The following is a 24742-nucleotide window of genomic DNA, read 5'->3' as shown; positions in this document are numbered from 1 at the left end:
TGACGCGCCGCAGAGCCGGGACCCAGAAATGCCGGGCACGAGAGCTGATGGCTGAAAAGGAAAAGGCAGGGCCCTGGGAAGCCCTGCCTGTCCGTGTCGGCCTTCTGGTGCCGGAGGAATGAAGGTGTATCCCCACCCCTCCCCGGCCCGTGGCCAAACTGTTTGACGCCCTGTGTACAGACCCCGCCGAGAACCTGGAGAAAGCGGCGAGGCTTGCGACTGCGATCACCATAGCAGCGGCGCGGCGAACGGAAAGCCGATAGTTAATTTAACGTTAACACCGCAAAGACCGGCTTAACGGAGGCGAAAACGCCCCCGCGGCATGGACGCTGCAAATCCCCTCCTGCACAACAACACAGGGGATCGCGGGTGCACTGAAGCGGGACAGCTCTGTCCCTTCGAGGTTGCACCCCGGGATAAGCGTTCAGACATGAAACATTCGTCGAGCCGTGCGTTCTTCGCGTACTGGGACAAGAAGCGCGGCGCTGCGCGGGCCCCCGACAGGGCCGACATCGATCCGGCCGCCGTCCGCGGCCTGCTCGGCGACATTTTCGTCCTCTCCTGCGAGCCCAATCTCGGCTTTCCCTTCCGCGTCGCCGGCACGCGCGTCTGCGCGCTGGCGGGGCGCGACCTCAAGGACCAGAGCTTTGCGGCGCTGTTCGCCGAAGCCAGCCGCAGCGAGATCGAGGAGATCACGACCATCGTCGCCGACGAGACGCTGGGTGCGATCGCCGGCGTCACGGCCGCGCGCGAGGACGGCAGCAAGGCCTATCTCGAGCTGTTGCTGCTGCCCTTCAACGCCCGCCCGCACACGCCGGTGAGCGTGACCGGCGTGCTCGCGCCGTTCGACGACGAGTGCGGCGCGCTTTCGGCCTTCACCCTCACCTCCTGGCGTTATCTGCACCAGCCGGAGAAGCTGCTGCCGCGCGCGATCCGCAAGCTGCAGATCGCACGTGGGCTGATGGTGTATGAGGGACTGCGGTAGGTCCCACTGCGTGACAATTGATCGCGCCGATGCGCGCGACCGTTTTTGCGGGATCTGCGTCATTCCTGATCGTGCCGCGAACGGGTAGCTTCCGCGCTGCGTGAAGCAACGACGATCGGGTGACATCTCATGAGCTGGCGCATTCTGGCATGGAGCGCGCTCGGCTGCGTGGCGCTGCTCGCAGTCATCGGCGGAACCTGGCTGTTGCTGCTGCCCGGCGTGCCGGCTCAGGGAACCGCGCCTGCGATATCCAAAGACGAAACCGAGGCGACGCTTGCGGCGCTGAAGCCGCCCAGGCGCAAGCGTCCCGTGATCGCCATCGTCGGCATCAACGACATGACCGAGACGACCGACTATCTGATGCCATACGGCATCCTCGCGCGGGCCGATGTCGCCGACGTCCTCACATTGTCGACGCAGCCTGGCCCCGTCACGCTCTTTCCCGCGCTGAAAGTGCAGCCGCACGCAACCATTGCCGAGTTCGATGCGGCCCATCCCGACGGCGCCGATTACGTGATCGTGCCCGCGATGAGCCGCGAAGACGATGCCGCGGCCTTGCAGTGGATCAGAAGCCAGGCCGGCAAGGGCGCGATCGTCGTCGGCGTCTGCGTCGGTGCCATGGTCGTTGCCAGCACCGGGCTGCTGGACGGCCGGCAGGCCACCACGCACTGGTATTCCGTGCGCGACCTGCGGAAGCATCCGGCGATCCGCTATGTCGCGGATCGCCGGCTCGTGGTCGACCGCGGCGTCGCGACCACGACCGGTATCACCGCATCCATGCCGATGGCCCTGACCCTGGTCGAGGCCATCGCCGGCCGCGCCAAGGCGGAGGCGGTCGCCCGCGAGATCGGTCTTGCGCACTGGGATGCGCGCCATCGCAGCGAGCCCTTCCAATTCACACGCCCCTTCGCGCTGACGGCGATCGCCAACACGCTCTCATTCTGGAACCGCGAGCAGCTCGGAATTGCGCTGACATCTGGCGTCGACGAGGTCTCGCTTGCGCTCGTCGCTGATGCGTGGTCGCGCACCTATCGCTCGCGTGCCCTCACCTTCGCCGCCGCGGCCGAGGCCCAGATCAGCCGCGGCGGTCTTCGCATCCTGCCCGACAAGGTCGCGGCCGAGTGGCCGGCAAAGCTGACGCCGCCGGCCGCATTCGACTTGCCGCCGGCGCGTGCGCTGGACCAGACGCTGCACGACATCGACGCGCGCTACGGGGCGCGCACGGCCGACTTCGTCGCGATGCAGCTTGAATATCCGAGATAGCGCCGCGACCGCGCGCCTGACGTCGCGAACGACAGCCGGCGCGCGATGCGCATTTACGGCATCGCCAGGTGCCAGGCGCCGTTCAGGAAACCGTCGCCGGTGACGTCGCCGGGCTTGGTGTCCTTGGCGAAAGTGTAGAGCGGCTTGCCCTTGTAGGCCCACTGCCTGGAGCCGTCGTCGCGGGTGATGATGGTGTAGCCGTCGCCGGCGGCGTCGCTCGCCTCGGCCTTCAGCACCGGCCAGTTGGTCGCGCATGGGCCGTTGCAGGCGGACTTGCCGTCCGCGTCCTTGTCGAAGGTGTAGAGCGTCATGCCCTTGGCATCGGTGAGGACGTTGCCCTTGTCGGTCTTGCCGGTCTTGGTCGGCGGTGCGGCGAAGGCGGCCGGAACGATCGCGAGCGAGATTGCGAGCGTGAGCGCGAGGCGGATCGGGGACGTCATGATATCTCCTGTCATGCAATTGGCTTGCATGGGGTAGGACGCCGCGCGAAGCGTCGTATTCCCAAGACGGCGACGAAGATATTTTTCGCTGCGCGCGACTGCGCAGTGGAATAAACTGGATGACGTAACGGAACGACAGATCAAGATGAGCAAGCTGCATTGGCGCCCGGCGCGGGTATCCGACTTCCGCGCGATCGTTGCGATCGCCACACAGATCCATCCCGATCTGCCGGAACGCCCCGAAGTGTTCATGGAGAAGATGCAGCTCTATCCTCCCGGCTGCCGCGTGCTCGTTGCGGAGAATGCGGTCGCCGGCTACGGCCTCGCACATCCCTGGACGCAACATCAGATCCCGCCGCTCGACGGTTTCCTCGAACGGCTGCCCGAGAATGCGGACTGCCTCTACGTCCATGATGTCGCCGTGCTGCCGGACCGGCGCGGCGGCGTTGCACGCGATTACATTGCCGGGATTGCGGAGCTGGCGCGTGCCTCCGGCATCGCGACGCTCGCACTGGTCTCGGTCTACGCCACCCGGCCGCTATGGGAGCATCTCGGCTTTCGCGCCGTTACGGCAGATGCGGCGCTGCGTGCGAAGCTCGCCTCCTACGGCGAAGGCGCGACCTATATGCTGCGCAACCTCACTGCGACGTAACGTCCCTCCCCGGCCTCACGCGGGCGTGAACCGCAGCCTCGAACCCGATTGGATCAGCCCCCGTCGAAGGTGTGTGCGAGCCCTTCCGGTCTCGCCGAACCGAGGCTGGAGACCATCCATGAAACTCACATTGTCGAAACTTGCTTTCGTCGCGTGCGTGGCGACGGCCGCATTCACCGCGACCAGCGCCAACGCCGCGCAATACCGCACCTATGGCTGCGACACCGCCTTCTTCGAAGGCTGCGGCATCGTGGTCGAGATGCCCAACGCGCCTGGCAGAAACCGCCCGAGCGTCACCCATCACGACACCTCGCCGATCTACATGAAGCAGACTGACCCGCGCTACAGCTCGTCGATGCGCGACGGCGGCGGAGGCGGTGGCGGTGGTGGTGGCGGCGGAGGTGGCGGTGGTGGCGGCGGCGGTCGCTGAACGCACACCTGACCTTTCAGATGATGCCGCCGGTGCGATCCGACGGCATCATTGCCGTCTGCACTGAGCGACGGCGGTTCAGCCGCGATGCTTTTTCTTCTTCGGCTTTTTTCCCGGCGCACCCTTCACCGGCCACGGCGTGACCGACGGCTCCGCGCGGGCCTGCTTGTCGCGATTCTTCTTCTTCTTTGCAAAGGACGGCGCATCGTCGAAACGAGGTGCGCGCTCGCCGGGCGGTTTGCCGCGTGGCTTGAATTCGCGCGGCTTGAATTCACGTGCCTCGCGCGGGCGCTCGTCGCGGCGTTCGCGATGATCGCCATCGTCCCGCTCGCGCCGGGGCGCGTGGGACCGCTCTTCGGCAGGCGCCTGTTGCTGTGGCGCGCCCGCCATCGGCTCGAGGCGGATATTGTCCTCCTTGTCCGGACGCTTGATCTTGACGGCGAAGGACTCCGCGACCCGCTCGGAAATTTCAAACTCGGTGGTGGTGTCCATGATCTTGATGGCGCCGATATCGCCCTTGTCGATGCCGCCACGACGGCAAATCATCGGCAGCAGCCAGCGCGCTTCAGCGTTCTTGCGTCGTCCGATATTGGCGCGGAACCAGACGGTGGCCTCTCCCATGCCGTGACGCGGCGAGGATTTGCCTGGCTTCGATCGCGGCCCCGCCGGGCGATCGTCGCCGCGTGAGCTGCGGCCGTCGTCGCGCGGCGTGCGAACATTGTCGCGACCGCGATCGTCACGTGACCGGGCGGGTCGCTCGCCGGGATCGATGATGTCCTCCGGCGACGGCAGGCGCGCGCGATAGAGCCGCGCCAGCGCAGCGGCGATGTCCTCGGCCGACCGCTCGGCGAGCAAGGCCTGCGCCAGCGCCAGATCGTCGGGCGTGGTCTCCTCGGTGAACAGCACGTCCTTCATGCGATCGTGGTCGAGCTTGCGGATCTCCTCCGCCTGCGGCGCGGTGGCCCAGGCCGCATCGATCCCGGAGAGATTGAGCAGCAGCTCGGCGCGACGACGCCGTGCCGGCGGCACCAGCAGGACGCTCGTGCCCTTGCGGCCCGCGCGCCCTGTGCGCCCCGAACGATGCTGCATCACCTCGGCGTCGTTGGGCAGGTCGGCGTGAATAACGAGGTCAAGGCTCGGCAGGTCGATGCCGCGCGCGGCAACGTCGGTCGCGACGCAGACGCGGGCGCGGCCGTCCCGCAGCGACTGCAGCGCCATGGTCCGCTCGTTCTGCGTCAATTCGCCCGAGAGCGCGACCACGGCAAAACCGCGCTCCAGCAGTGCCGCCTGCAAGTGCCTGACGTTGTCGCGCGTGCTGCAGAAGACGAGCGCGCTCGGCGCCTCGTAGAAGCGCAGCACGTTGACGACGGCATGCTCGACGTCGGCGGGCGCGATCCGGATGGCGCGGTACTCGATGTCGGCGTGGCCGCCTTCGTCGCCTGCGACCTCGATGCGGAATGCATCATGCTGATACTGCTTGGCCAGCGCGACGATGCCGCGCGGGAACGTCGCGGAGAACATCAAGGTGCGGCGCGTCTCGGGCGTCGTCTCGAGGATGAACTCCATGTCCTCGCGAAAGCCGAGATTGAGCATCTCGTCGGCCTCGTCGAGAACGACGGCCTTCAATTCGGAGATGTCGAGACGGTTGCGGCGCAAATGATCGCACAAGCGGCCAGGCGTGCCGACGACGATGTGAGCGCCGGCCGCAAGCTCGCGCTGCTCGCGGCGCGGGTCCATGCCGCCGACGCAGGAGACGACGCGCCCGCCGGCATGTCCATAGAGCCAGGCAAGCTCGCGCTGGACCTGAAGCGCCAGCTCGCGGGTGGGCGCCACGATCAGGGCGAGCGGCGCGCCGGCCTGCTCGAACCGCTCGTCGTCGCCGAGGAGATTTTTGGCGATCGCAAGGCCATAGGCTACGGTCTTGCCGGAGCCGGTCTGCGCCGAGACCAGCAGGTCGCGGCTGGTCGCTTCGTGGGCGAGCACGGCGAGTTGGACGGGGGTCAGTGAATCATAGTTCCGCTCGGCCAAAGCGTGGGCGAGCGGCGGGGTCAGGGCCGGAAGAGACACGAGATGGGAAACCTTGGTTAATTCAGGCGCGGCACAGCAAGCCGGGGCGCCTGAGGCTGGCGTGCGCGGCAATCGGCCCGGCCGCACGCTGGATTGTTCTGGCCGCTCTTTACGCCAAGTGTCCGGGAATCACCATGCCTTTGATGCATGGCTTGACGAAAAGCACCGCGCCTGAAGGTTGCGGCGGATTTTTGCGCCCGTTTTCTTCACGCGAACCGGTGTCCACTTCGCTCGAAAACGCTCTAAGATCAGCGCAACCGGAGCCGGCAGTAACCGGCCGAGATGAACGGGGCGCAAAACGATGCGATTGGCAGTCATTTCCGATATTCACGGCAACCTTGCTGCGCTGGAGGCCGTGCTGGCCGACATCAAGGCGCGTGGCGTCGATCGCACCGTGAACCTCGGCGATTGCGTCACCAGCCCGTTGTGGCCGAAAGAGACCTTCGAGGCCCTGCAAGCGCTGGCGTTGCCGACGGTGCGCGGAAACCACGACCGCTGGATCGAGGAGTTTCCGGACGACAAGCTGTCGCCGGCAGGCCTGTTTGCCCGCAACGCATTGACTGCGGAGCAGCGGCGCGCGCTCCATAGCCTGCCGTCCCACCTGCAGCTGGACGACGGGATCTTCGCCTGCCACGGCACGCCCGACAACGATACGGCGTGCCTGCTGGAGGAATCGCTCGACGACGGCCGCTTCGTCCCGGCACGCCGCGAGGTGCTGGCGACGCGCCTCGCAAGCGAGCCGACGGCGCGCGTGGTGTTGTGCGGCCATAGCCACCGCCAGGCCGCGGTTCAGGGACCTCGCGACTGCCTGGTTCTCAATCCCGGAAGCGTCGGCTGCCCCGTCTTCGCGGACATTCCCTTTGCCGCAAAGCTGGAACATCGCTCGCCTCACGCCCGCTATGCGATCCTCACCAGGAAACAGCGGGGCTGGCAGGTCGAGCTCCTGGCCCTGGAATATGATTGGGACGCCGCATCGGCGCGTGCGCTCGCCAACAACCGCCCCGAATGGGCGCACGCCATGTTGACCGGGTACGTCGAATAGCCGGCTTCGACGCGATTTCCGGGGGGAGCATCGGCATGGCAAGGTCGACCGGTCAATGACGATGGTCTTGCCGCGCCGGCCACGCGATCCCACATCGTGCCTCACGCGGGAGCTACGGGGGAAACATGGCAGATAGCATATCGCTGGCCGACAAGCTCGCGACCTTCGAGGAGCATTGGTCGCCGCGCACGGTCACCACCTTCAACGATTGCGACGTGATGGTGGTGAAGGTGAAGGGCGAGTTCACCTGGCACAAGCACGACGACACCGACGATTTCTTTCTGGTTCTGAAGGGCCGCCTGGACATCGAGTTGCGGGACCGCACGGTGACGCTCGGCCCCGGGGAGCTCTATGTCGTGCCCAAAGGGGTCGAGCACCGCCCGGTGGCCCGCGAGGAGGTTCACCTGATGCTGATCGAGCCGACCGGCACGCCGAACACCGGCGACAAGGCAACCGCGGCGAAGCGCAAGCTCGCGTAGGTATCGCGGGCTGACGGAGCTCTAGTCGGCAGGGACGAAGCGAAGGGTGCCTGCCTGACGCGTCGGCTTGCCGGTGTCATTGGTGTGATTGACGCCGTCCATGACCGGCACCTCGGCGAAATCGAACGGGCTCACCCCATCCAGGCAGGCGACATTGACGGCATAAAGGGATTGGTCGGACCGGCGCTGGTGGTGGGTGTAGATTCCGCAGCGGGAGCAGAAGAAGTGCTGCGCCGATCCGGTATGGAAGCGGTACGTCGTCAGCGCCTCCTCGCCCCGCAGGAACTTGATCCCGCCCATCGCCGCCATGGCAACGACGGCGCCTCGCATTCGACAATAGGAGCAGGTGCAGCGGCGGATCGATTTGAAGCCGTCGCTGAGTGTCACCTCGAAGCGTACCGCGCCACAATGGCACTGGCCGGCTCGAAGGTTCGCGTCACTCGTCATGGTCCCTGTGTTCCCTGATCCAGATCATGTCCCCGCCGCTCCGGGCGCACTTGGATTGTCTTAGCGAGGATCGCGCGCGATGTAAGACAAATTCGCGCGACCCTTTCAGTCCCGGGAGGTCGCCAGCCTGCTGAAACCGCTGACCAGCCTTGCTCTTGCCCGCGCAACACTGTCCCTCACCGTGCGGCTCACGGCCCGGACGAAGCGCCAAGCGTCCGTCTCCTGCAGCCACGCCTTCGCCGCGGCGTATTTTCCGTAAGCCCAGGCAAAGGCGGGAATGCGCATCAGCTTGTCGCGCGTCAGATGAAACAGGCGTTCGACCAGCACCAGCTTGAGCAGCTCGCCCACGATCAAGACCACGGCTCCGCTCAGCACCTGACCGGTTGCGGTGAAGTACGCAGCAACCGGCTTGACCGGCTCCAGAATGATGACGGGCACCAAGAACAGGGCGAGTGACGCATATGGCGAAAGTGATTCGATCCAGGCGCGCAACCGCTTGAATTGGACATACCGCCCGATCCAGCGGGCGACGGGTGCGGCCACGGCCATGAAGACCGCGTCCACCAGGAAGTAGATCGCCGCCAGGATATAAGTGACCGGTTTCAGGATTCGCTTCACGCCATCACTCCCGCAGAGTGAAAGCCGGAACCTGGGCCTAAGTTTCACCTGTGCGTGCACAGTTCGACGCAGCCGGAGGGAACTTTTGCGGAACGGCCGCTCAGATCTCCGCGTAGACCTCCAGCAAATTGCCGTCGGGGTCGCGGAAGAACAGCGTGCGGTGGCCGAAGGACTGGTTCGTCGGCGGCGACACCAGCGCCACGTTCTGCCGGACGAGCTCCTCGGCGCAGGCATCGACCTCTGCCGCGGAGACCTTGAACGCCAGCTGCAGCGCCGCGCTGCCCGCCGGCAGCGGCGCATCACCAGCCGTGCGGCTCGGTCGTGCCAGCGCCAGCGTGTTGCTGCCGAGGCCATACTCGATCCAGTTCGGCGACAGCTCGCGCAGCAGCGGGAACGCGAGCACGTCTTCGTAGAAGCGGCGCATCGCGGCCATGTCGCGCACGAAGATGACGGTGTAGTCGATCGCGCGGATGGCGCTGAAGGGGGAGCGTGGCGAGAGCGGCTGGGGCGTCATCGGCTGTCCTACTTCTGGTCAGACGAGCGATCGGCGACGAAGGTGCCGTTCGGCTGATGGAAGACGAGCTGGCTGATCCCTTCGCGCTCTCCGCGAAACTCGACGGCGAAACCCTCCAGCTCAACGATGCGAAACCGACGGCCCTGTTCCGGCTCGAGACGATACGCAGGCTGGTAGTCCGGCTTCAGGACGAGCCTGCCTTCTCCGTCCAAGGTCACGCGATGGGTCATGGCGCCGCTCCTGAACTGCCCGACGCAGCGCGCGCGGAACGCGGGATCGACGCAATCGCCCGCGGCGCGTCGTTCGAATATGATGTCCTTCACCGTCGGCTCCAGCGGCGCCGACAAATGCACGATGTTGCCGTGACGGTCGGTCTGGAAGGTGATGAACAGATGATCCGGATGGAGCTGGTCGACGATCTCCGGCGTGACGAAGGTCTCGAAATGCCAATGCGACAGCGCCGCTCCCATGCCGCGCCATGACCAATGCAGCGCGTCCTCCCGCTCGGCAATCGAGATAACGCCATAGGCGGGATGGGCGTAATCGGCGACATAGGCGGATAGTGCGTGCGCAGGCCTGGTGTCCTTGTGACGGGTGTTGTCGCGCGCCTCCTTGTCAGCCGGGATGTGAGCGATGAATTCCTCGCGCATCTTGCGGAATCGCGCAAACCAGTCCACTGGCTCGCGCTCCCGCAGTCGATCGAGGATGTACCAGGTCAGGATGGGCGGGATCTCGCTCGGGCTGCGGTTCGTCAGCACGGCGACACCGATGCCGGCCTCCGGCACCAGCGTCATCAGCGAACCCCAACCGTTCCAGCCACCGCTGTGCGAGACGACGCGATCGCCCCGATAGGCGTTGGACTGAAAGCCCAATCCATAGTGCGCCTGGCCGAACTCCGAAAACTCGGACTTGCCGACATGCACCAGTGGCGCATGAAGTTGCTCCACAAGTGCCGCCGGCAGCAGCCTCTCCCCCTCGAACTCGCCCATGCCAAGATGAAGCCGCATCCAGTTGCCGAGGTCGGCCACCGACGTGTTGATCGCGCCGGCGGCCGTCGTACGGATCGGCAGCCGCAACCCCGGCAATCGCGTATCGACGTCGATCTTGTAAGGACGCGCAGGTTCGGGCCCGGCTTCGAGCTCGTCCAGCGAGAAGCTTACCGTCATGCCGAGCCGATCCGTCAGGCGTTCGCGAATGAAGGACTCAAAGCTCTTCCCGCTCAGCCGCTCGATCATGAGCCCGACAGCGTTGTAGCAGAGATTGTTGTATTGCCAGGCCGCGCGGATATCGCGACTCAGTTCGAGATGTTGCATCAGAGGCAGCATCTCCGCCGGCGCAAGGTCGCCAGGCAGATGAATCCAGTCGTGACGCGGCAGCCCCGACTGGTGGCTGAGTAGATCGCGCACCGTGACGCGCTCCGTCGCGACAGCATCGCAGAGCCGAAACTCAGGCAAATTGTCGCGGACCGGTTTGCTCCAGTCGAGCGCCCCTTCGTTGTGCAGCAACGCGATGGCGGTGGCGGTGAACGACTTGGTGATCGAGCAGATCACGAAATGCGTATGCGGCGTGACCGGCAAATCCGCCTCGACGTCGCGCTGCCCGTAGGCGCGCGTGAGCACGACCTCGCCGCCCTGCACGATGGCGAGCGCGGCGCCCGGCACCTTCCAGACCGCCATCGCCTCCGCAGCAAGCCGATCGAGATCGGGAATGAGAGACGCGATTTTGGAACTTTGAATATCGGCAGATGCGTTCATGGCACATGGGGCTATTTGCGAGACGCGCACTATAAATGCATCAACTTCAGATGGAAGCGGCACGCTAATGCTTTCGCGGAGAATTGAAGCCGGGATCGCGAAGCGGCGGCCTTACCGCAGCATGCCGCCACCATAACGTAGCTGGTAGAACGACGTGCCGTCCTGCCCCGCAATCGTCTCGACCCCATGAAACCGATCGAGCGCGCCTTCGGCCTCATTGCGATAGACCATGCCATCCTGCTCGAACCGGCGCGGTCCGCGGTACGGCTCCTCGGCCGGCACGGCCAGCAGCGCCTGGCGCAGGAATTGGTAGATCGAGAGGAAAGTGTCGCGATCCGCAATGTCCCCGCGGACGCCGCCACTGTAGCTCATCGACCAGATGACGCGCTCGTCCCGCGAGACGGTCTCCTGCCCGACGAAAAACCCCATCCCGAAATAGATGTCGCGATAGGCGTATGGCGCAGCGCGATGCTCGAGCTGCTTGGAGCCGGCGAGCAGCGGGGTTGCCACCGTCGCGTCGTCGTCGAGGCCGGCATAGGTGCGCCGTTTGGCCTCGACCAGGAAGGCCGCGAGATCGTGCGGGATCGACGGCATCAGCTACTCCACCAGTTCCGGCCACGGCACGATGGTCGACTTCACCGTCTTCATCGCCATCGCGTCCTTCACCGCTTGCGAAACGCCCGCTTCCGTGAACGGATAGATCGTCTGCATCTTGAGCCACGGATATTTGCCTCGCGTACGGTAGAGCATGTCGACGCCGAGCGGCAGGTCGTTGCCGGTGAAGCCCCAGGAGCCGAGCACGTTGAGGTCCTTGGTGCAGATGCGGTGCCAGGAGGTGTCGATCGAGCCGGCGTCGGTGAACTGGCCCATCTCGACATAGGTGCCGCCGTCGCGCAGCATCTCGATGCCCTCGGGGCCCGCGGTCGGATGACCCGAGCAGTCCATCACGAGATCGGCGCCGAAGCCGCCGACGATCTCGCGGACGCGCGCGATGCGCTCCTGCGGTGACTTGAGCTCTTCGATGTTGACCGTTGCCTCCGCGCCGAACTCGCGGGCGAGCTTGAGCCGCGGCTCCTCCGGCGCACCGACGCAGATCACGCGCCCCGCCCCCATCTCCTTGGCGGCCGCGACCGCCAGAATGCCGATCGGGCCCGAGCCCTGGATCACCACCGTATCGCCCCAGGAAAATCCGCCGGCGCGGCTCGCGCGGTTGAAGGCACGGATGCAGGAGGTCAGCGGCTCGGACAATGCGCCGAGCCGCAGCGACATGTCGTCGGGCAATTTGTAGATCTTGGTGCCCGGCAGCATCTCGAGATCGACATAGACATATTCGGCCCAGCCGCCCCACATGTGCGGCGCCTTGTCGAAGCCGAGATAGCGGCCGTAATAGACCGGCGTCAGACACTTGTTGGCCGTTTGCGGATAGTGGATGCAGTAATAGCAATGGCCGCAGGGCATCAAGGGCGGGATCATCACCTTCGATCCGACCTTGAGCGGCTTGCTCATGAAGTCCTCGGTGAACTCCTCGCCGCATTCGACGATGACGCCGCCGAGCTCGTGGCCCAGCGTGAACGGCCAGGGCAGCGGTTTCGGCCAATGCCCCTTGAGGATATGCAGGTCGGTGCCGCAGACCCCGCAAGCGCCGACCTTGATCAGCGCGGCCTTCCTGCCGACCTTCGGCCACGGCACGGTGCGGATGACGGGCTCCGAGCCGGGACCGGCGTGAGTGCAGACGCGGATCTGTTGCATGGCTGTTTCCTCGGTGCCCGTCTGTTATGATTGATGGGTGCGGGCTGAGGCGAAGCGTATGTGAGATGCGCGGTCGTGCCAAGCTGCTGGTCCTCATAGCCCGCATGAGCGAAGCGATATGCGATGAGACAAAGAGCCCGGATGTCGCTGCGCTCCATCCGGGCTACAGCGCCGCCCCACACACCGCCGTCATCCTGAGGTGCGAGCCTTGCGATGCGCCAGCATCGCGAGGGGAGCCTCGAAGGATGGGCTACAGGCGCTTGCGGCCCATCCTTCGAGGCGCGCAAGGGCGCGCACCTCAGGATGACGGTGGAGTGTGTGGTGGCAGTGCATGGCTGATGTCCAAGCACACCCTAGTGTCTTGAGCCTGCACCAGCGAACGTGTATGGCCGGATGAGATCCCGCCCCAGGTAATCCCTTGAACCCCCTGCCCCAAAATCCAGCCGCCGCGTCCGGCTCGTTCGCGGCGATGAAGTCGGGGCCGTACCGGCTCCAGTTCGCCTCCTACGTGCTGGCGATGATGGCCGACAATATCGAGCATGTGATCAGCTATTGGGTGGTGTTCCAGAAATTCCATTCGCCGGCGCTGGCGGGTTTTGCGGTGCTGTCGCACTGGCTGCCGTTCCTGCTGTTCTCGGTCGCGGTCGGCGGGCTTGCCGACCGGGTCGATCCGCGCCGCATCATCCAGTGCGGCATGCTGCTGTTCATCGTGGCATCGAGCGGATGGGGATTCTTCTTCCTCACCGATACGATCCAGATGTGGCACGCGATGCTGCTGCTGGTGATCCATGGCTGCGCCGGCGTGCTCTGGCAGACGCCGAACCAGCTGCTGCTCTACGACCTCGTGGCGCCTGCCGACCTGCCGAGCGCGGTGCGGCTCAACGCGATGGCGCGCTATCTCGGCATCCTGGTCGGGCCTGCGGTTGGCGGGATCATCATGCTGACGCTCGGCTCCTCACACGGCATCATCTTCAACACGCTGTTCTATCTGCCGATGCTGCTCTGGCTGTTCTGGGCGCCGGTGCGCGACAGAAGCGTGGCGGCGCGGCGCTTTGCGGTCCGCGGCTTCGCCGACATCGTGCTGACCATCCGCGCCATCGCCACCCAGCCGGTGCTGACGGCGATGACCTGGCTCGCCGGCCTCACCTCCTTCATGATCGGCAATGCCTACCACGCCCAGATGCCGGGCTTTGCCGGCGACCTCGGCCATGGCGATCCCGGCGTCTCCTACAGCGTGCTGCTCGCGGCCGATGCGGCCGGTGCAGTGCTCGCCGCAATCGCGCTGGAATCCTGGGGACGCCTGAAAGGCACGCCGCGCGCCGCGATCCTGCTCGCGATGCTCTGGAGCCTGGCACTGCTCGGCTTTGCCGTGGTGCGGGTCTATCCGGTCGCGATCGTGCTGTTGTTCTGCGCCGGCTTTTTCGAGCTGTCGTTCAACACCATGGCGCAGGCGCTGGTGCAGCTGAACGCGCCGCACGACATCCGCGGCCGCGTCGTCGGTCTTTATAATATGGCGGGGCTCGGGATGCGGGCCTTCAGCGGCATCACGGTCGGGCTGTTTGGCGCGGCGATCGGCATTCACTGGTCGCTCGGCCTGTCGGCCGCGCTGCTGCTGGCGCTGCTGGTCGTGCTGCAGCGTCGGGCGACGAGGCCGGCTTGAGCGCCGCCACCGGGTGTGGCTTTTCGGGCGCATTGTGTCCGTCCGTGTCCGCCGCGCCCAATCCTAACGCGGCATTAACCCTGTGCACCTTAGGGTCGTCCCGGACTCCGCCCGGGCGGGGGGTCGGGTGTTGAAAATGGCGTTGGCGAACAAAAAATTTCTTCCGGCCGCCGAGGAACGTCGGCGTTTCCAGCGGGTGAAGGTGCACCTGCTCGGCCGCTACATGCTGCCCGACCGCCGGGAATTCCCCTGCCAGGTGATCAACATGTCACCGGGCGGGCTCGCCCTGCTCGCCCCCGGCATCGGCAATGTCGGCGACCGCGTGGTCGCCTATCTCGACCATATCGGCCGCGTCGAGGGCAAGATCACCCGCATCATCGACAACGGCTTTGCCATGACGATCGGGGCGACGCCGAGGAAGCGCGACAAGCTCGCGGCGCAGCTGACCTGGCTCGCCAACCGCGACATCCTCAATCTGCCGGAAGACCGCCGTCACGACCGTATCGTGCCGCGCAACCCGATCGCGGTGCTGACGCTCGAGGACGGCACCAAGATGACCTGCCGCATCATCGACCTCTCGCTGTCGGGCGCGGCCATTGCCGCGGAGAACCGGCCGCCGCTCAAATCGACGGTTCTGCTCGGCCGGGTCCAGGGCCGCGTGGTCCGAAACCTCGAAGACGGCTTCGCGCTGGAGTTCTTGCACGAGCAGCCGATCGAGACTCTCGAAGAGAGCGTTACCGCGCGGTAAAGCGCGAGCACGCGAAAACCCCTGTATTTCCAGCCCGAAGGCGGCCTCCGCAATGCGGACGCCGCCTTTTTCGTGCCCCGCGACGGCTCCGGCGCGGGTTAACGCGCGCACCGTTTGCGGATGGAAACGGCGGTTCCGCCAGCATTTCCGCGTTAATCGATAAAATTTGAATCAATTGCAGTTGTTTCAAATTTTACGAGAATTCGATTCAAGTATAGATCGAATTCGCTCCAGCTTTTACTTGTATTCGTCTCGACTTGACTTGGCTGACTTAGCGGCAACTCAAAAGCTCCGTGCGAAATGTGGTCCCAACAAGAAACGGGGGCCGCAATGTTTGACTTCAGGGGACAGGGGAAAGGGCTGGCGCTGGCCGCCATGCTCTTCGGGATCAGCGCGGCAGCGCAGGCCGGCGAAGGCCGTCTGCTCTACGCGAGCCTCGGTGACACCACGCGTGCACCGATCGGCTGGGTCGAGTTCTGCGCGGACAATGCCGCCCAGTGCCAGGGCGCACCGACGCAGCCGCGCGACATCGTGATGTCGCAGGCTGCATGGCGCGACCTCGTCAAGGTCAATCGCTGGGTCAACGAGACCGTCAAGCCTTTGACCGACCAGGAGCACTGGGGCGTGATCGAGAAGTGGTCGCTGCCGACCGACGGTTACGGCGACTGTGAAGACTACGTGCTGTTGAAGCGCAAGATGCTGATCGATGCCGGATGGCCGCGTGAGGCCCTGCTCATCACCGTCGTGCGCGACAAGAAGGGCGAAGGACACGCGGTGCTGACGGTGAAGACCGACAAGGGCGAGTTCGTTCTCGACAATCAGAACGAGAACGTCGTCGCCTGGACGGAGACCGGCTACCGCTTCGTCAAGCGCCAGTCGCAGAGCGATCCCAACGTCTGGGTCTCGCTCGGCGATACCAGGCCGGCGGTGTCCACCGCCAGCGCACGAGACTAGAAACGAGACAACAGGTTACGCGACCCGGTCACATCCCCACCCCTCCCCGTCCCAGACCGGTTCGCGCGCGGCCAGGCTTCCCCCAAAGCCTGGCCGCAACTTTTTTGAGGGCTGTGCTCAGCCCTGTGACGACCACGGCACACGCGCGCGGGTGAAATCGCGCCAGCTGCCTTGCAGGACGGGCTGCACGCCGACCGATGCGCGCGCCTGCCAGCCGGCAATGGCCGCCGCGGCAATGGCGCTGTCGGGCTCGGCAACGAGCCCCTCCAGCAATGAGGCCGTGACCGCCATGTCGTTGAAGGCACCGAGCTGCTCCTGCAGCCCGGCAAGCCGGCGCGAGAAGCGTCTGGCGGACTTGCGGTCTTCATACAGCGGCAGCAGGAATTCGCCGAGATAGCGCAGCCGCTTGGTCGCGAGCCGGACCCTGTGCAGCTGCTCGATGGTGAGCGACTTGAAGCGGCGGCCGCGCCTCAGCACCTTCGCGTGCTGCTCCGACAGGATGCGCTGCGCGAAATTGATGGCGGGCTCGGCGAGCAGGCCGAGGTCTTCGGCGGCCACGTCGTTGCGCCATCCCCGCGTCTCGATCCAGTGACCGAGGCCGATCAGGAATACGGCGCAGCGGCGGTCGTCGAGCGCATGATGCGCCCCGCGATAGGCGTCGGACTGGCGCCTGGCAGCAGCCCGGCCGAGCGCATCGAAGCCTGCGACCGCAGGACAGGCCGTTGCGACCGCCGGCAAGGTCTCCAGCCGGAACACATCCCAGTCGCGCGCAGCGGACAGCGCTTGCGCCAGCCATTTGGCTTCCGAGCGCAGCGCGTCGAGATTGCTGAGCGCGCCGACCGATCGCATCAGATCCAGCGCCGATCGCAGCCGGCGCAGCGAGACGCGCAGCTGATGCACGCCTTCCGCATCGCGGCCATCCTCGGCCGCCGGCAGCGACTGCAGCAAGTGAAGGAAGCAGGAGCGCAGGATCGTCGCGAAGGCTTCGTCGAGCGTCACCGACGGATCGAGGCGAAGTTTGCGCGGCCGTCGCGCCGCCGGCGGCAGGTCGGCGGCAAGGTCGAAGCCGCGCGCCGACTTGCTGCGAATCGACGGCTTCACCGCCCCCTGCTCCGCAAGCAGCAAGGCGACCTCGTAGATCGTGCTCGCGCTGCCGCTCTTGAGTTCGAGCTCGATCTCGCTCACCGGCAGCGAGCGGTCGCCGGCCGTCAGCTGGCCCTGGTCGAATGCGACTTCAACCGCGCCGGTCGGCAGGTCGATCATCCGTGCATGCCGATGGATGTCGGCGGTGAAGACGGCTTCGAGCGGATGCGCTTGGAGAGCGCCGCGAAGCTTCTCCGGAATGAAAGGCATCGCCAGAGCGAGATCGGGCGCAAGCGACGGCACGCTCGCCTCCCACTCGCCACGGCGCAGCGGATCGTCGGCAACCTCGGTCTTCACGGTCTGCACGAAGCGCGCACCAATCTGGCGAACGCGCAGGCTCAGGCCGTTGCGCCGAAGCGCCCGCTCCGGCGTGTCGTAATAGACGGACTTGAGATGCTTGCGCACGCCCTTGTTGCGCGCGTTGGCCGCGATGACGGGCGCGGCGTCGAAATCCGCGATGCGATGGGCATCGACGAGAAGCTTGAGCTCGATCTCGCCGGCGGGGCGCGCGGCAACGGTCGATGGAGCTGGTTGCGGCGTGGGCGTTGTGCCTTGCGATGGCGTCTGATCGATCACAGCGCCCTCGACGACCGCAGGTTCCGCGCCGGGCCCGGCCGGTTCAACCTGCCTGAGGAAGCCCGCGATAACTTGCGTTCTCTTGTTGTCTTTCGGGACAGGAATCCCGTCCGGCGCGCTCACAGCTTTGCGCGCCGGCGTAGCGTCTGATTTCAGCATTTCCGGAGACATGACAGTTCGATGACAGAGCGCCAGCATATAGCCTGTCCGGCCCGCGAGGAATAGTCACGTTACGTCGCGCGGCGTGATCGTCGACTGTCATAATTCGTCGCGACGTTGCGAACTAAATTGCTGCAGAGATTCGCGAGCGATCGAATTGATAGCGAATCTCGCTGCTCTCGAAACCAAGATGAACGCATCAGCGAACCCAACTCATGCTAGCCGAGAAATTCTCTCTGGCTTTGAAGACGCTTAGAAGTCACGCCTCCGATGACAGACCCGAGCTTGTGACGAGCGCTGCGAGCCGCAGCGCGATCCCGGAGCCCGCAGGTCGGGCGCCGCGAAGGCCACCGGTTCCCCACGATCAGAGCTAGAAACGTTCTTCGCTTCGCGCGCGGAATGTTCCTCCAAATGGCCGGCCTAGTGGCTCGCAGCAACCTGTTGGGCCGCGGCCTCCGCCGTCCCGGCCGGCATCGCGGCCGGCCGAGCGATCAGGGCATAGGCGACCGGCACCACGAACAGCGTGAACAGCGTGCCGATCGACAATCCGGTCGCGATCACGAGGCCCATGTTGTAGCGCGACACCGCGCCCGCGCCGCTCGCGGTGATCAGCGGAACGACGCCGAGCACCATCGCCGCAGTCGTCATCAGGATCGGCCGCAGCCGGATCGCCGCGGCCTCGATGATCGCGTCCGTCGCCGTCTTGCCCTCGAGGCGCAGTTCGTTGGCCACCTCGACCATCAGGATGCCGTGCTTGCTGACGAGGCCCATCAGGGTGAGCAGCCCGACCTGGGTGTAGATGTTGAGGCTGGCGCCGCCGATGCCGAGGCTGATGAAGATCAGGGCGCCGGCCAGCGACATCGGCACCGAAACCAGGATGACGATGGGATCGAGGAAGCTGTTGAACAGCGCGGCGAGCGCCAGGAAGATGATGATGACGGCAAACGCGAACGTCGTGACGAAGCCGCCCGACTCCTGCTCGAGCTGCCGCGAGGCGCCGCCGAAATCCACCGTGTAGCCGGCCGGCAGGGTCTTCGCGAGATCCTTGAGCGTGGCGAGCGCGCTGCCCATCGACACCGTCGGCATCGCAACTCCGGAGATCGTCGCCGCATTGATCTGCTGGAAATGGTTGCGCGACTGCGGAACGGTCCTGTTCTCCAGATGGGCGACGGTCGACAGCGGCACCATCGAATTGTCGCTCGCCTTGATGTAGTAGCCGAGCAGCTGGTCTGCCGCCAGCCGATCGTTCTGCTTGGCCTGAGGAATCACCTTGTAGGAGCGGCCGTCCAGGCTGAAATAATCGAGGTAGTTTCCCCCGAGCATGGTCGCGAGCGCGCCGCCGAGATCACTCATCTTCAAGCCGAGATCACCGGCCTTGTCGCGGTCGAAGGAGACCAGCGTCTGGGGCCTGTCGATCTTCAGGTCGGTATCGAGGAAGATGAATTGGCCGCTCTTCAGCGCCTGCACCATGAAGTTGCGCGAGACCTGGTCGAGTTCGTCGTACGAGCCGGTCGTACCGATCACGAACTGGATCGGAAGGCCGTTGCTGCCGGGCAGCGGCGACGGCTGGAAGGCGACCGAGCGCGTGCCGGCGATGGTATTGAGCAGGTTCTGGAAATCCGGCTGGAGGGTCTTCGTGGTCAGGCTGCGCTGGTCCCAGGGCTTGAGCACCCAGCCTCCGATCGCCTGGGTGGGCGTGTCGATCTGGAAGAGGGTCTTCGTTTCCGGGCGCTTGGCCACGAGATCGTAGATCTGCTGGCTGTAGAACTGCCGCTGCTGAAGTGTCGCTGAGGGCGCCGAGGTGGTCAGCGAGAGCACGACACCCTGGTCCTCGTCGGGCGCGAGCTCGCTGGTCGAGGTCGCGTAGAGCCAGGGAATGCCGGCCAGCAACAGTAGCGCGAACACGGCCACGACCGGCTTCATCGCAAAGACGGCCTCCAGCCGACGGCGATAGGCACCCGAGAGCCGCTCCAGCACGTGGTCGATGGTCCGGACCAGGCGCGCCTCCCAGGTCGTCGCATCGCGCTCGGTCTTGCGCAACAGCCAGGCGCAGTTCATCGGCGACAGCGTCAGCGCGATCACCGCAGATACCGTGACCGCGCCTGCGAGCGTGAAGGCGAACTCGGTGAAGAGCGCGCCGGTGAGGCCGCCCTGGAATCCCACGGGCACGTAGACTGCGATCAGAACCACGGTCATGGCGATGATCGGGCTTGCCAGCGCGCGTGCGGACTGGATCGCGGCCTCGACCGGCGCGACACCTTCGTCGATGAGCCGGTGCACGCTCTCCACCACGATGATGGCATCATCCACCACGAGCCCGATGGCGAGCACGAGTGCAAGCAGGGTCAGCAGATTGATGGAGAAGCCCATCAACAGCATCAGCCCGAATGTTCCGATCAGCGACAGCGGGATCGCGATGACCGGAATCAGGACCGATCGCCACGAGCCCAGGAACAGGAACACCACCGCGATCACGATCAGCACCGCTTCCACCAGCGAGTGGACAACTTCGTCGATCGAGGAATTGACGAAGTCGGTGGAGTCGTAGAGCACCTCGCCGACCAGACCGTTCGGAAGCTGCGCCTTGATGTCGGGCAGGACCGCCTTCACACCGTTGACGACGTCGAGCAGATTGGCCGTGGGCGCCGTCTGGATGCCGACATAGACCGCCGTCTTGCCGTTGAATTTCGTTTCGCTGTCGTAGTCGTCGTTGCCGAGCGTGACGTTTGCGACGTCGCGCAGGCGGATGATGGCGCCGTTAACCGTCTTGACCACGAGGTTGCGGTACTGCTCCAGCGAATGGAGGTTGGTCGAGGCCGCCAGGTCGACCTGCACCAGCCGGCCCTTGGTGGTGCCGAGGCCGGAGATGTAATCGTTGCCCGAGAGCGCCGTCGAGACGTCGCTTGCGGTGAGACCGTAAGCCGCCAGCTTGTCGGGATCGAGCCAGGCGCGGAGCGCGAACTTCTTGGCGCCGAGGAGCTCGGCGGTCTGCACGCCGGCGACGGCTTGGAGCCGCGGCTGCACCACGCGCGTCAGATAGTCGGTGATCTGGTTCGGCGCCAGCACTTCGCTGGCGAAACCGATATACATCGCGTCGATGGTCTGGCCGACCTTGAGTGTGAGCGTCGGCTGCTGCGTGCCCGACGGAAACTGGTTGAGCACCGAGTTGACCTTGGCGTTGATCTCCGTCATCGCCTTGCCGGAATCGTAGTTCAGCCGCAGATTGATCGTGATGGTGCTGGAGCCGGTGACGCTGCTCGACGTCATGTAGTCGATGCCGTTCGCCTGGGCGACGGCGTTTTCGAGCGGCGTCGTAATGAAGCCCGCGATGATGTCGGAATCCGCGCCGGCATAGGCGGTGCTCACCGTGACGATGGCGTTCTGCGTGCGCGGGTATTGCAGGATCGACAGCGTCGTCATCGAGCGCAGGCCGAGCACGAGGATCAGGGCGCTGACCACGAGCGCCAGCACCGGCCGGCGGATGAAGATATCGGTGAAACGCATGATGTCGTGGTACTCGTTGTCTTGAGAAACCGGCGTCGACGCGAAGCCTTACTGATCGACGATATTCGGCGCGGCTTCGGTCTGCGGCACGTGCGAATTGTCGATCTTGACCGGGCTGCCGTTGCGCAGCTTGAGCTGGCCGGCGATGACCACGGTCTCGCCCGGCTTGACGCCGTCGTTGACGGCGACCTGATCGCCCTTCGGGGATCTCGTCTTGACGAACATCTGCCGGGCGGTGCCCTGACCGTCGCGCAGATCGTCCACGAGATAGACGAGGTCGCCGTAGGAATTGTTGACGATCGCGGTGAGCGGGATTGTGACGACCTGCTCGGGCTTGCCGATCGCGATCTCGATCTTTGCGAACATGCCGGGCAGCAGCCGCGCCTCGCCGTTTCGCAGGGTGGCCCGCACCTGGACGTTGCGGCTGGTCGAATCGACCTTGGCGTTGATCGCCGTGATCTGCCCGGTGAAGCGCTCGCCGGCGATGGCGTCGACCGCGACCGAGATGTCCTGTCCGATGCGGATCGAGGCCAGCGCCTGCTGCGGCAGGTAGAAGTCGGCGTAGATCGGGTCGAGGCTCTGGAGCGTCACGATGCTGGTGCCGGCCGAGAGATACTGGCCGAGATCGACGGCGCGGATGCCGAGCCTGCCGGCGAACGGCGCCTTCAGCGTCTTCTGCTCCAAAAGCGCCCTCTGCTGCTCGACCAGCGCCTGGGCATTCTTCAGATTGGCCTTGTCGCTGTCGACTGTGGCCTGGCTCACCGCGTTGAACTTGATCTGCTCCTCGTCGCGCTTGAGCACGATGGCGTAGTTCTCGGCCGTCGCCTGCAGCGACCGCAGCTTGGCGGCGTCGTCGGTCGCCACCAGCGTCAGCAGGGTCTGCCCGGCCGCAACGTTGTCGCCGGAGGAGAAGTCGATGCTCTGCACGATGCCGGCGACCTGGAGCGCGAGGTCGGCGCCGTTCACCGCGCGCAGCGAACCGACGGCGCTCAGGCTGGACTGCCAGGGCGCATTGGCGGCGACCACGGTGGAGACGGTCTGCGGCGGATTGGCCATCGCGCCGATCGCCTTGCGGATCATCATCTCCTTGAAGGTCTGGAATCCGTACAGGCCGCCGAACAGGATCGCCATCCCGCACAGCATGATTGTCATCCGCTTGATCATCGCAACGCGTCCTCGGTCTTCTTGTCGGTGCCGGCGAAGTATCCGGCATTGGCGCGCGGCAGCGCGTCCGGCGTCTCATCCACGCGATTCCACCAGCCGCCGCCGAGCGACTGGAACAGCGCGGCGGTGTCGGTGAAGCGGGTCGCCTGCGCCTTGATGCGCGAGACCCGCGAATTCAGATAGGATTGCTGCGCGTTGATGATGTTGGCGTAGGGCACCGCGCCGGTCTTGAACTGCTCGATCGCCATGGCGAGGCTGTCCGCCGTCGCCTTTTCGGCGGCGGCCTGCGCCTTCAGCGTCGCCGCGTCGTACTGGATGGCGCGCAGGGAATCCGCGACGTTCTGGAAGGCGGTGACGACCGTGCTCTTGTACAGCGCCAGATCCTGCTCGAAGGCCGCCACGTCGGCTTCCTTGGTGTGGTACAGCGTGCCGCCGTCGAAGATCTTCTGGCTGACGCTGGACGCCGCGCTCCACACGATCGTCTCCGGCGAGAACAGCCGCTCCGGCGCGGTGGAGCCGTAGCTGCCGGACAGCGTGAGCTGCGGCAGCAGATTGGCGATGCCGACGCCGACGGTTGCGGTGGCCTGATGCAGGGTGGCCTCGGCCTGACGGATGTCGGGGCGCTGCCGCACCAGCCTCGAGGGCAGCGACAGCGGTAGCCGCCCCGGAAGCCTGAGATCGGCGAGCGTCACATGCTCACCGCGGTCCTGGCTCGGCAACCGGCCGAGATAGGCCATCAGCTGGTTGCGCTGCTGCGCGAGTTGCTTCTGGAGCGGCGCCAGCGTCGCCTTGGCCTGCGCCAGCGTCGCCTCCTGCGACAGCACGTCGGACTTCGAGATCGCGCCGATGTCGAACTGACGCTGAATGCGCGTGAGCTGGTCCGTCTCGGCCTTGATGATCTCCTCGGTCGCGAGGATTTGATCGCGCAGCGAAGCGTCCGTGATCGCGGCGGTCACCACATTGGCGGTCAGCGTCAGATAGGTCGCTTCGAGCTTGAAGCCCTGGTAATCGGCCTGGGCCTGAAGTGCCTCGACGGAACGGCGCGTGCCGCCCCAGATGTCGAGCGCGTAGGAGACGCTGACGGATGCGTTGTAGAGCGTGTAGGTCGAGGCCTGCGCCGGCCATTGTCCAGATTGCGACGTGCTGACCCGATCGCGCTCGGCCGAGGCGCTCCCGGTCACTTGCGGAAACAGGCTGCCCTGCTGCGCCAGCGCGTTCTCGCGCGCATAGCGCAAAGCGAATTGCGCTGCCTGGACGTCGGGGTGATTGCGGATTGCCTCTTCCACGAACGCATTGAGCTGTCGCGAGCGGAACAGCGCCCACCAGGCGCCGGGAATGTCCCTGCCGGTCTCGAAGCCCTGCGAATTGCCGCCCGGCGTCGGCGCGCTCTCGGTGGCGGACGGACGCCGCTCGCGCGAATAGCCATCGACCGCCGGCCCCGATGGCGACACGAAGTCCGGACCGAGCGCGCAGGAGGCGAGCAGAAGCCCCGCGAGCGAGACGCCGGTCCAGGGCACGATCCGCGCCGATCTGCGGCATGCGGCGGAAGGAGCGCCCGATTGAGCGGCCGAGAGAGGAGCTGTCAAAGAACTAAACCGTTTAGTTTTTCCCCGATCAGCTGTATGTTGCAGACAGGAACCAAAAGTCAAGCCGTGGAGCTACGGGGTAAATGGCGATGACAGTGCACAAGGCGCAGATGCGAGAGACCAAGAATTCGACGGAAACAATCCAGCAACAACGCGCCCGGGCCAAATACTATCAGATTCTCGACAGCGCCCGCGCACTCTTCCTTGACCAGGGCTTCGACACCACCAGCATGGACGCGATCGCGCGCGATGCCGGCGTCTCGAAGGCCACCCTCTACGTGCATTTCGACGACAAGGACGACCTGCTGCTGGCGCTGATCAACGAGGAATGCAAGCGCTACGGCCCCAAGACGCTGTGGCGCAATCACGGCGGCAAGATCGACCTCAGGACCGAGCTGCACGCCATCGGCACCAAATTCCTCGAGGCCTTTCTCGACCCGCGCGGACTTGCCGTGCATCGGCTCATTATGTCCTGCGCCTCGCGCTATCCCCGCGCGGCCGAAGTCTTCATGACGAGCGGACCGGAGCGGTGCGATGCCGAGGTGGCCGCCTTCCTGCGCGCGGCGCAGGCCCAGGGCCTCGTCGACATTCCGGATATCGGCATGGCGGCCACGCAATTCCTCAGCCTCGTCCAAGGCAAGGAGATCCTCAAATGGGCGCTGTCCATGAAAACGCCGAGCCCGGCCCACCACCGCGCGCTCATCGAGAACGGCATCAACGTCTTTCTCGCCGCCTATGAGCGCCGCCCCGCAGTGGACGGACCGGCGCACCGGAGCGCAGCCAAAGCGCGCAAGCGCCGGTCGCCGAA

Annotated in this window: 22 protein-coding genes; 10 read left to right on the top strand and 12 right to left on the bottom strand. The window is 65.5% G+C overall.

Annotated elements, in window-relative coordinates; translation table 11 throughout:
- Positions 1 to 430 precede the first annotated feature (430 nt).
- Positions 431 to 985 (top strand): PAS domain-containing protein, encoded by a 555-nt coding sequence (locus tag TSA1_RS09240; RefSeq protein WP_100176081.1) that lies wholly within the window; start codon positions 431 to 433, stop codon positions 983 to 985.
- 129 nt (positions 986 to 1114) lie between these two features.
- Entirely contained in the window at positions 1115 to 2248 is a 1134-nt protein-coding gene (locus TSA1_RS09235) for a DJ-1/PfpI family protein (protein ID WP_100176080.1), read from the top strand.
- Between the two features lie 53 nt (positions 2249 to 2301).
- Here TSA1_RS09235 and TSA1_RS09230 read toward each other — a convergent pair whose 3' ends face one another.
- Positions 2302 to 2688 (bottom strand): COG4315 family predicted lipoprotein, encoded by a 387-nt coding sequence (locus TSA1_RS09230; protein ID WP_174718831.1) that lies wholly within the window; start codon positions 2686 to 2688, stop codon positions 2302 to 2304.
- Between the two features lie 145 nt (positions 2689 to 2833).
- Between TSA1_RS09230 and TSA1_RS09225 the strand changes: the two genes are divergently transcribed.
- Both TSA1_RS09225 and TSA1_RS39610 read left to right on the top strand, forming a co-directional pair.
- Positions 2834 to 3340, top strand: a complete 507-nt coding sequence (locus TSA1_RS09225; RefSeq protein WP_100176079.1) for a GNAT family N-acetyltransferase — start codon at positions 2834 to 2836, stop codon at positions 3338 to 3340.
- A 118-nt stretch (positions 3341 to 3458) separates the two neighbouring features.
- Positions 3459 to 3770, top strand: a complete 312-nt coding sequence (locus TSA1_RS39610) for a hypothetical protein (protein WP_174718830.1) — start codon at positions 3459 to 3461, stop codon at positions 3768 to 3770.
- Between the two features lie 78 nt (positions 3771 to 3848).
- Here the strand turns inward: TSA1_RS39610 and TSA1_RS09220 are convergent, their stop codons facing one another.
- Positions 3849 to 5837, bottom strand: a complete 1989-nt coding sequence (locus tag TSA1_RS09220; RefSeq protein ID WP_100176078.1) for a DEAD/DEAH box helicase — start codon at positions 5835 to 5837, stop codon at positions 3849 to 3851.
- 301 nt (positions 5838 to 6138) lie between these two features.
- On the opposite strand from TSA1_RS09220, the gene TSA1_RS09215 reads away from it, so the two are divergent.
- Together TSA1_RS09215 and TSA1_RS09210 are read left to right on the top strand one after the other, a co-directional pair.
- Positions 6139 to 6879, top strand: coding sequence for a metallophosphoesterase family protein (locus TSA1_RS09215; RefSeq protein ID WP_100176077.1), 741 nt, complete (start codon positions 6139 to 6141; stop codon positions 6877 to 6879).
- A gap of 125 nt (positions 6880 to 7004) precedes the next feature.
- Positions 7005 to 7358 carry a cupin domain-containing protein gene (locus TSA1_RS09210; protein ID WP_100176076.1) on the top strand — a complete coding sequence of 118 codons (354 nt, stop codon included), beginning with the start codon at positions 7005 to 7007 and terminating at the stop codon, positions 7356 to 7358.
- A 21-nt stretch (positions 7359 to 7379) separates the two neighbouring features.
- On the opposite strand, the gene TSA1_RS09205 is transcribed toward TSA1_RS09210, so the two are convergent.
- From TSA1_RS09205 to TSA1_RS09180, 6 genes are all read right to left on the bottom strand, one after another.
- The gene (locus TSA1_RS09205; RefSeq protein WP_100176075.1) at positions 7380 to 7805 is read right to left on the bottom strand and encodes a GFA family protein; all 426 of its coding nucleotides are present in this window, start codon (positions 7803 to 7805) and stop codon (positions 7380 to 7382) included.
- 105 nt (positions 7806 to 7910) lie between these two features.
- Positions 7911 to 8423: a hypothetical protein gene (locus tag TSA1_RS09200; protein ID WP_100176074.1), complete on the bottom strand. Its 513-nt coding sequence runs from the start codon at positions 8421 to 8423 to the stop codon at positions 7911 to 7913.
- 100 nt (positions 8424 to 8523) lie between these two features.
- Positions 8524 to 8937 (bottom strand): VOC family protein, encoded by a 414-nt coding sequence (locus tag TSA1_RS09195; protein WP_100176073.1) that lies wholly within the window; start codon positions 8935 to 8937, stop codon positions 8524 to 8526.
- Between the two features lie 8 nt (positions 8938 to 8945).
- Positions 8946 to 10691 (bottom strand): serine hydrolase, encoded by a 1746-nt coding sequence (locus TSA1_RS09190; protein WP_100176072.1) that lies wholly within the window; start codon positions 10689 to 10691, stop codon positions 8946 to 8948.
- A gap of 111 nt (positions 10692 to 10802) precedes the next feature.
- Positions 10803 to 11285, bottom strand: a complete 483-nt coding sequence (locus tag TSA1_RS09185; protein ID WP_100176071.1) for a DUF5680 domain-containing protein — start codon at positions 11283 to 11285, stop codon at positions 10803 to 10805.
- Between the two features lie 3 nt (positions 11286 to 11288).
- A complete protein-coding gene (locus TSA1_RS09180; protein ID WP_100176070.1) occupies positions 11289 to 12440 on the bottom strand; it encodes a zinc-binding dehydrogenase in 1152 nt (383 codons plus the stop codon).
- A 418-nt stretch (positions 12441 to 12858) separates the two neighbouring features.
- Here TSA1_RS09180 and TSA1_RS09175 point away from each other — a divergent pair, with 418 nt between their 5' ends.
- The 3 genes from TSA1_RS09175 (at position 12859) to TSA1_RS09165 (ending at position 15802) form a co-directional block, all read left to right on the top strand.
- Positions 12859 to 14100 carry an MFS transporter gene (locus tag TSA1_RS09175; protein ID WP_283814349.1) on the top strand — a complete coding sequence of 414 codons (1242 nt, stop codon included), beginning with the start codon at positions 12859 to 12861 and terminating at the stop codon, positions 14098 to 14100.
- A 136-nt stretch (positions 14101 to 14236) separates the two neighbouring features.
- Positions 14237 to 14848 carry a PilZ domain-containing protein gene (locus tag TSA1_RS09170; RefSeq protein ID WP_024340745.1) on the top strand — a complete coding sequence of 204 codons (612 nt, stop codon included), beginning with the start codon at positions 14237 to 14239 and terminating at the stop codon, positions 14846 to 14848.
- A gap of 330 nt (positions 14849 to 15178) precedes the next feature.
- Positions 15179 to 15802: a transglutaminase-like cysteine peptidase gene (locus TSA1_RS09165; protein WP_174718829.1), complete on the top strand. Its 624-nt coding sequence runs from the start codon at positions 15179 to 15181 to the stop codon at positions 15800 to 15802.
- A 117-nt stretch (positions 15803 to 15919) separates the two neighbouring features.
- On the opposite strand, the gene TSA1_RS09160 is transcribed toward TSA1_RS09165, so the two are convergent.
- The 4 genes from TSA1_RS09160 to TSA1_RS09145 all read right to left on the bottom strand — a co-directional run bounded on the left by TSA1_RS09160 (position 15920) and on the right by TSA1_RS09145 (position 23865).
- Positions 15920 to 17680: a CYTH and CHAD domain-containing protein gene (locus tag TSA1_RS09160; protein ID WP_100176068.1), complete on the bottom strand. Its 1761-nt coding sequence runs from the start codon at positions 17678 to 17680 to the stop codon at positions 15920 to 15922.
- A gap of 420 nt (positions 17681 to 18100) precedes the next feature.
- The gene (locus TSA1_RS09155; protein ID WP_100176067.1) at positions 18101 to 21184 is read right to left on the bottom strand and encodes an efflux RND transporter permease subunit; all 3084 of its coding nucleotides are present in this window, start codon (positions 21182 to 21184) and stop codon (positions 18101 to 18103) included.
- A gap of 48 nt (positions 21185 to 21232) precedes the next feature.
- A complete protein-coding gene (locus TSA1_RS09150; RefSeq protein ID WP_245448178.1) occupies positions 21233 to 22348 on the bottom strand; it encodes an efflux RND transporter periplasmic adaptor subunit in 1116 nt (371 codons plus the stop codon).
- Positions 22345 to 23865, bottom strand: coding sequence for an efflux transporter outer membrane subunit (locus tag TSA1_RS09145; RefSeq protein ID WP_245448176.1), 1521 nt, complete (start codon positions 23863 to 23865; stop codon positions 22345 to 22347). The genes TSA1_RS09150 and TSA1_RS09145 overlap by 4 nt, the downstream gene beginning before the upstream one ends.
- Positions 23866 to 24017: 152 nt before the next feature.
- Between TSA1_RS09145 and TSA1_RS09140 the strand changes: the two genes are divergently transcribed.
- Positions 24018 to 24742 (top strand): TetR/AcrR family transcriptional regulator C-terminal domain-containing protein (locus TSA1_RS09140; RefSeq protein ID WP_100181046.1); only part of this gene is annotated, 725 nt, incomplete at its 3' end.

The sequence above is a fragment of the Bradyrhizobium nitroreducens genome, from assembly GCF_002776695.1.
GTDB classification, from domain to species: domain Bacteria; phylum Pseudomonadota; class Alphaproteobacteria; order Rhizobiales; family Xanthobacteraceae; genus Bradyrhizobium; species Bradyrhizobium nitroreducens.
Note: the sequence above shows the minus strand (reverse complement) of the source record. Positions and strands in the feature narration are given on the sequence as shown.

Coding starts and splice junctions, on each gene's coding strand:
- TSA1_RS09240 (WP_100176081.1), top strand. CDS start 431: ATGAAACATTCGTCGAGCCGTGCGTTCTTCGCGTACTGGGACAAGAAG.
- TSA1_RS09235 (WP_100176080.1), top strand. CDS start 1,115: ATGAGCTGGCGCATTCTGGCATGGAGCGCGCTCGGCTGCGTGGCGCTG.
- TSA1_RS09230 (WP_174718831.1), bottom strand. CDS start 2,688: ATGACGTCCCCGATCCGCCTCGCGCTCACGCTCGCAATCTCGCTCGCG.
- TSA1_RS09225 (WP_100176079.1), top strand. CDS start 2,834: ATGAGCAAGCTGCATTGGCGCCCGGCGCGGGTATCCGACTTCCGCGCG.
- TSA1_RS39610 (WP_174718830.1), top strand. CDS start 3,459: ATGAAACTCACATTGTCGAAACTTGCTTTCGTCGCGTGCGTGGCGACG.
- TSA1_RS09215 (WP_100176077.1), top strand. CDS start 6,139: ATGCGATTGGCAGTCATTTCCGATATTCACGGCAACCTTGCTGCGCTG.
- TSA1_RS09210 (WP_100176076.1), top strand. CDS start 7,005: ATGGCAGATAGCATATCGCTGGCCGACAAGCTCGCGACCTTCGAGGAG.
- TSA1_RS09205 (WP_100176075.1), bottom strand. CDS start 7,805: ATGACGAGTGACGCGAACCTTCGAGCCGGCCAGTGCCATTGTGGCGCG.
- TSA1_RS09195 (WP_100176073.1), bottom strand. CDS start 8,937: ATGACGCCCCAGCCGCTCTCGCCACGCTCCCCCTTCAGCGCCATCCGC.
- TSA1_RS09190 (WP_100176072.1), bottom strand. CDS start 10,691: ATGAACGCATCTGCCGATATTCAAAGTTCCAAAATCGCGTCTCTCATT.
- TSA1_RS09185 (WP_100176071.1), bottom strand. CDS start 11,285: ATGCCGTCGATCCCGCACGATCTCGCGGCCTTCCTGGTCGAGGCCAAA.
- TSA1_RS09180 (WP_100176070.1), bottom strand. CDS start 12,440: ATGCAACAGATCCGCGTCTGCACTCACGCCGGTCCCGGCTCGGAGCCC.
- TSA1_RS09170 (WP_024340745.1), top strand. CDS start 14,237: ATGGCGTTGGCGAACAAAAAATTTCTTCCGGCCGCCGAGGAACGTCGG.
- TSA1_RS09165 (WP_174718829.1), top strand. CDS start 15,179: ATGTTTGACTTCAGGGGACAGGGGAAAGGGCTGGCGCTGGCCGCCATG.
- TSA1_RS09160 (WP_100176068.1), bottom strand. CDS start 17,680: ATGCTGAAATCAGACGCTACGCCGGCGCGCAAAGCTGTGAGCGCGCCG.
- TSA1_RS09155 (WP_100176067.1), bottom strand. CDS start 21,184: ATGCGTTTCACCGATATCTTCATCCGCCGGCCGGTGCTGGCGCTCGTG.
- TSA1_RS09150 (WP_245448178.1), bottom strand. CDS start 22,348: ATGATCAAGCGGATGACAATCATGCTGTGCGGGATGGCGATCCTGTTC.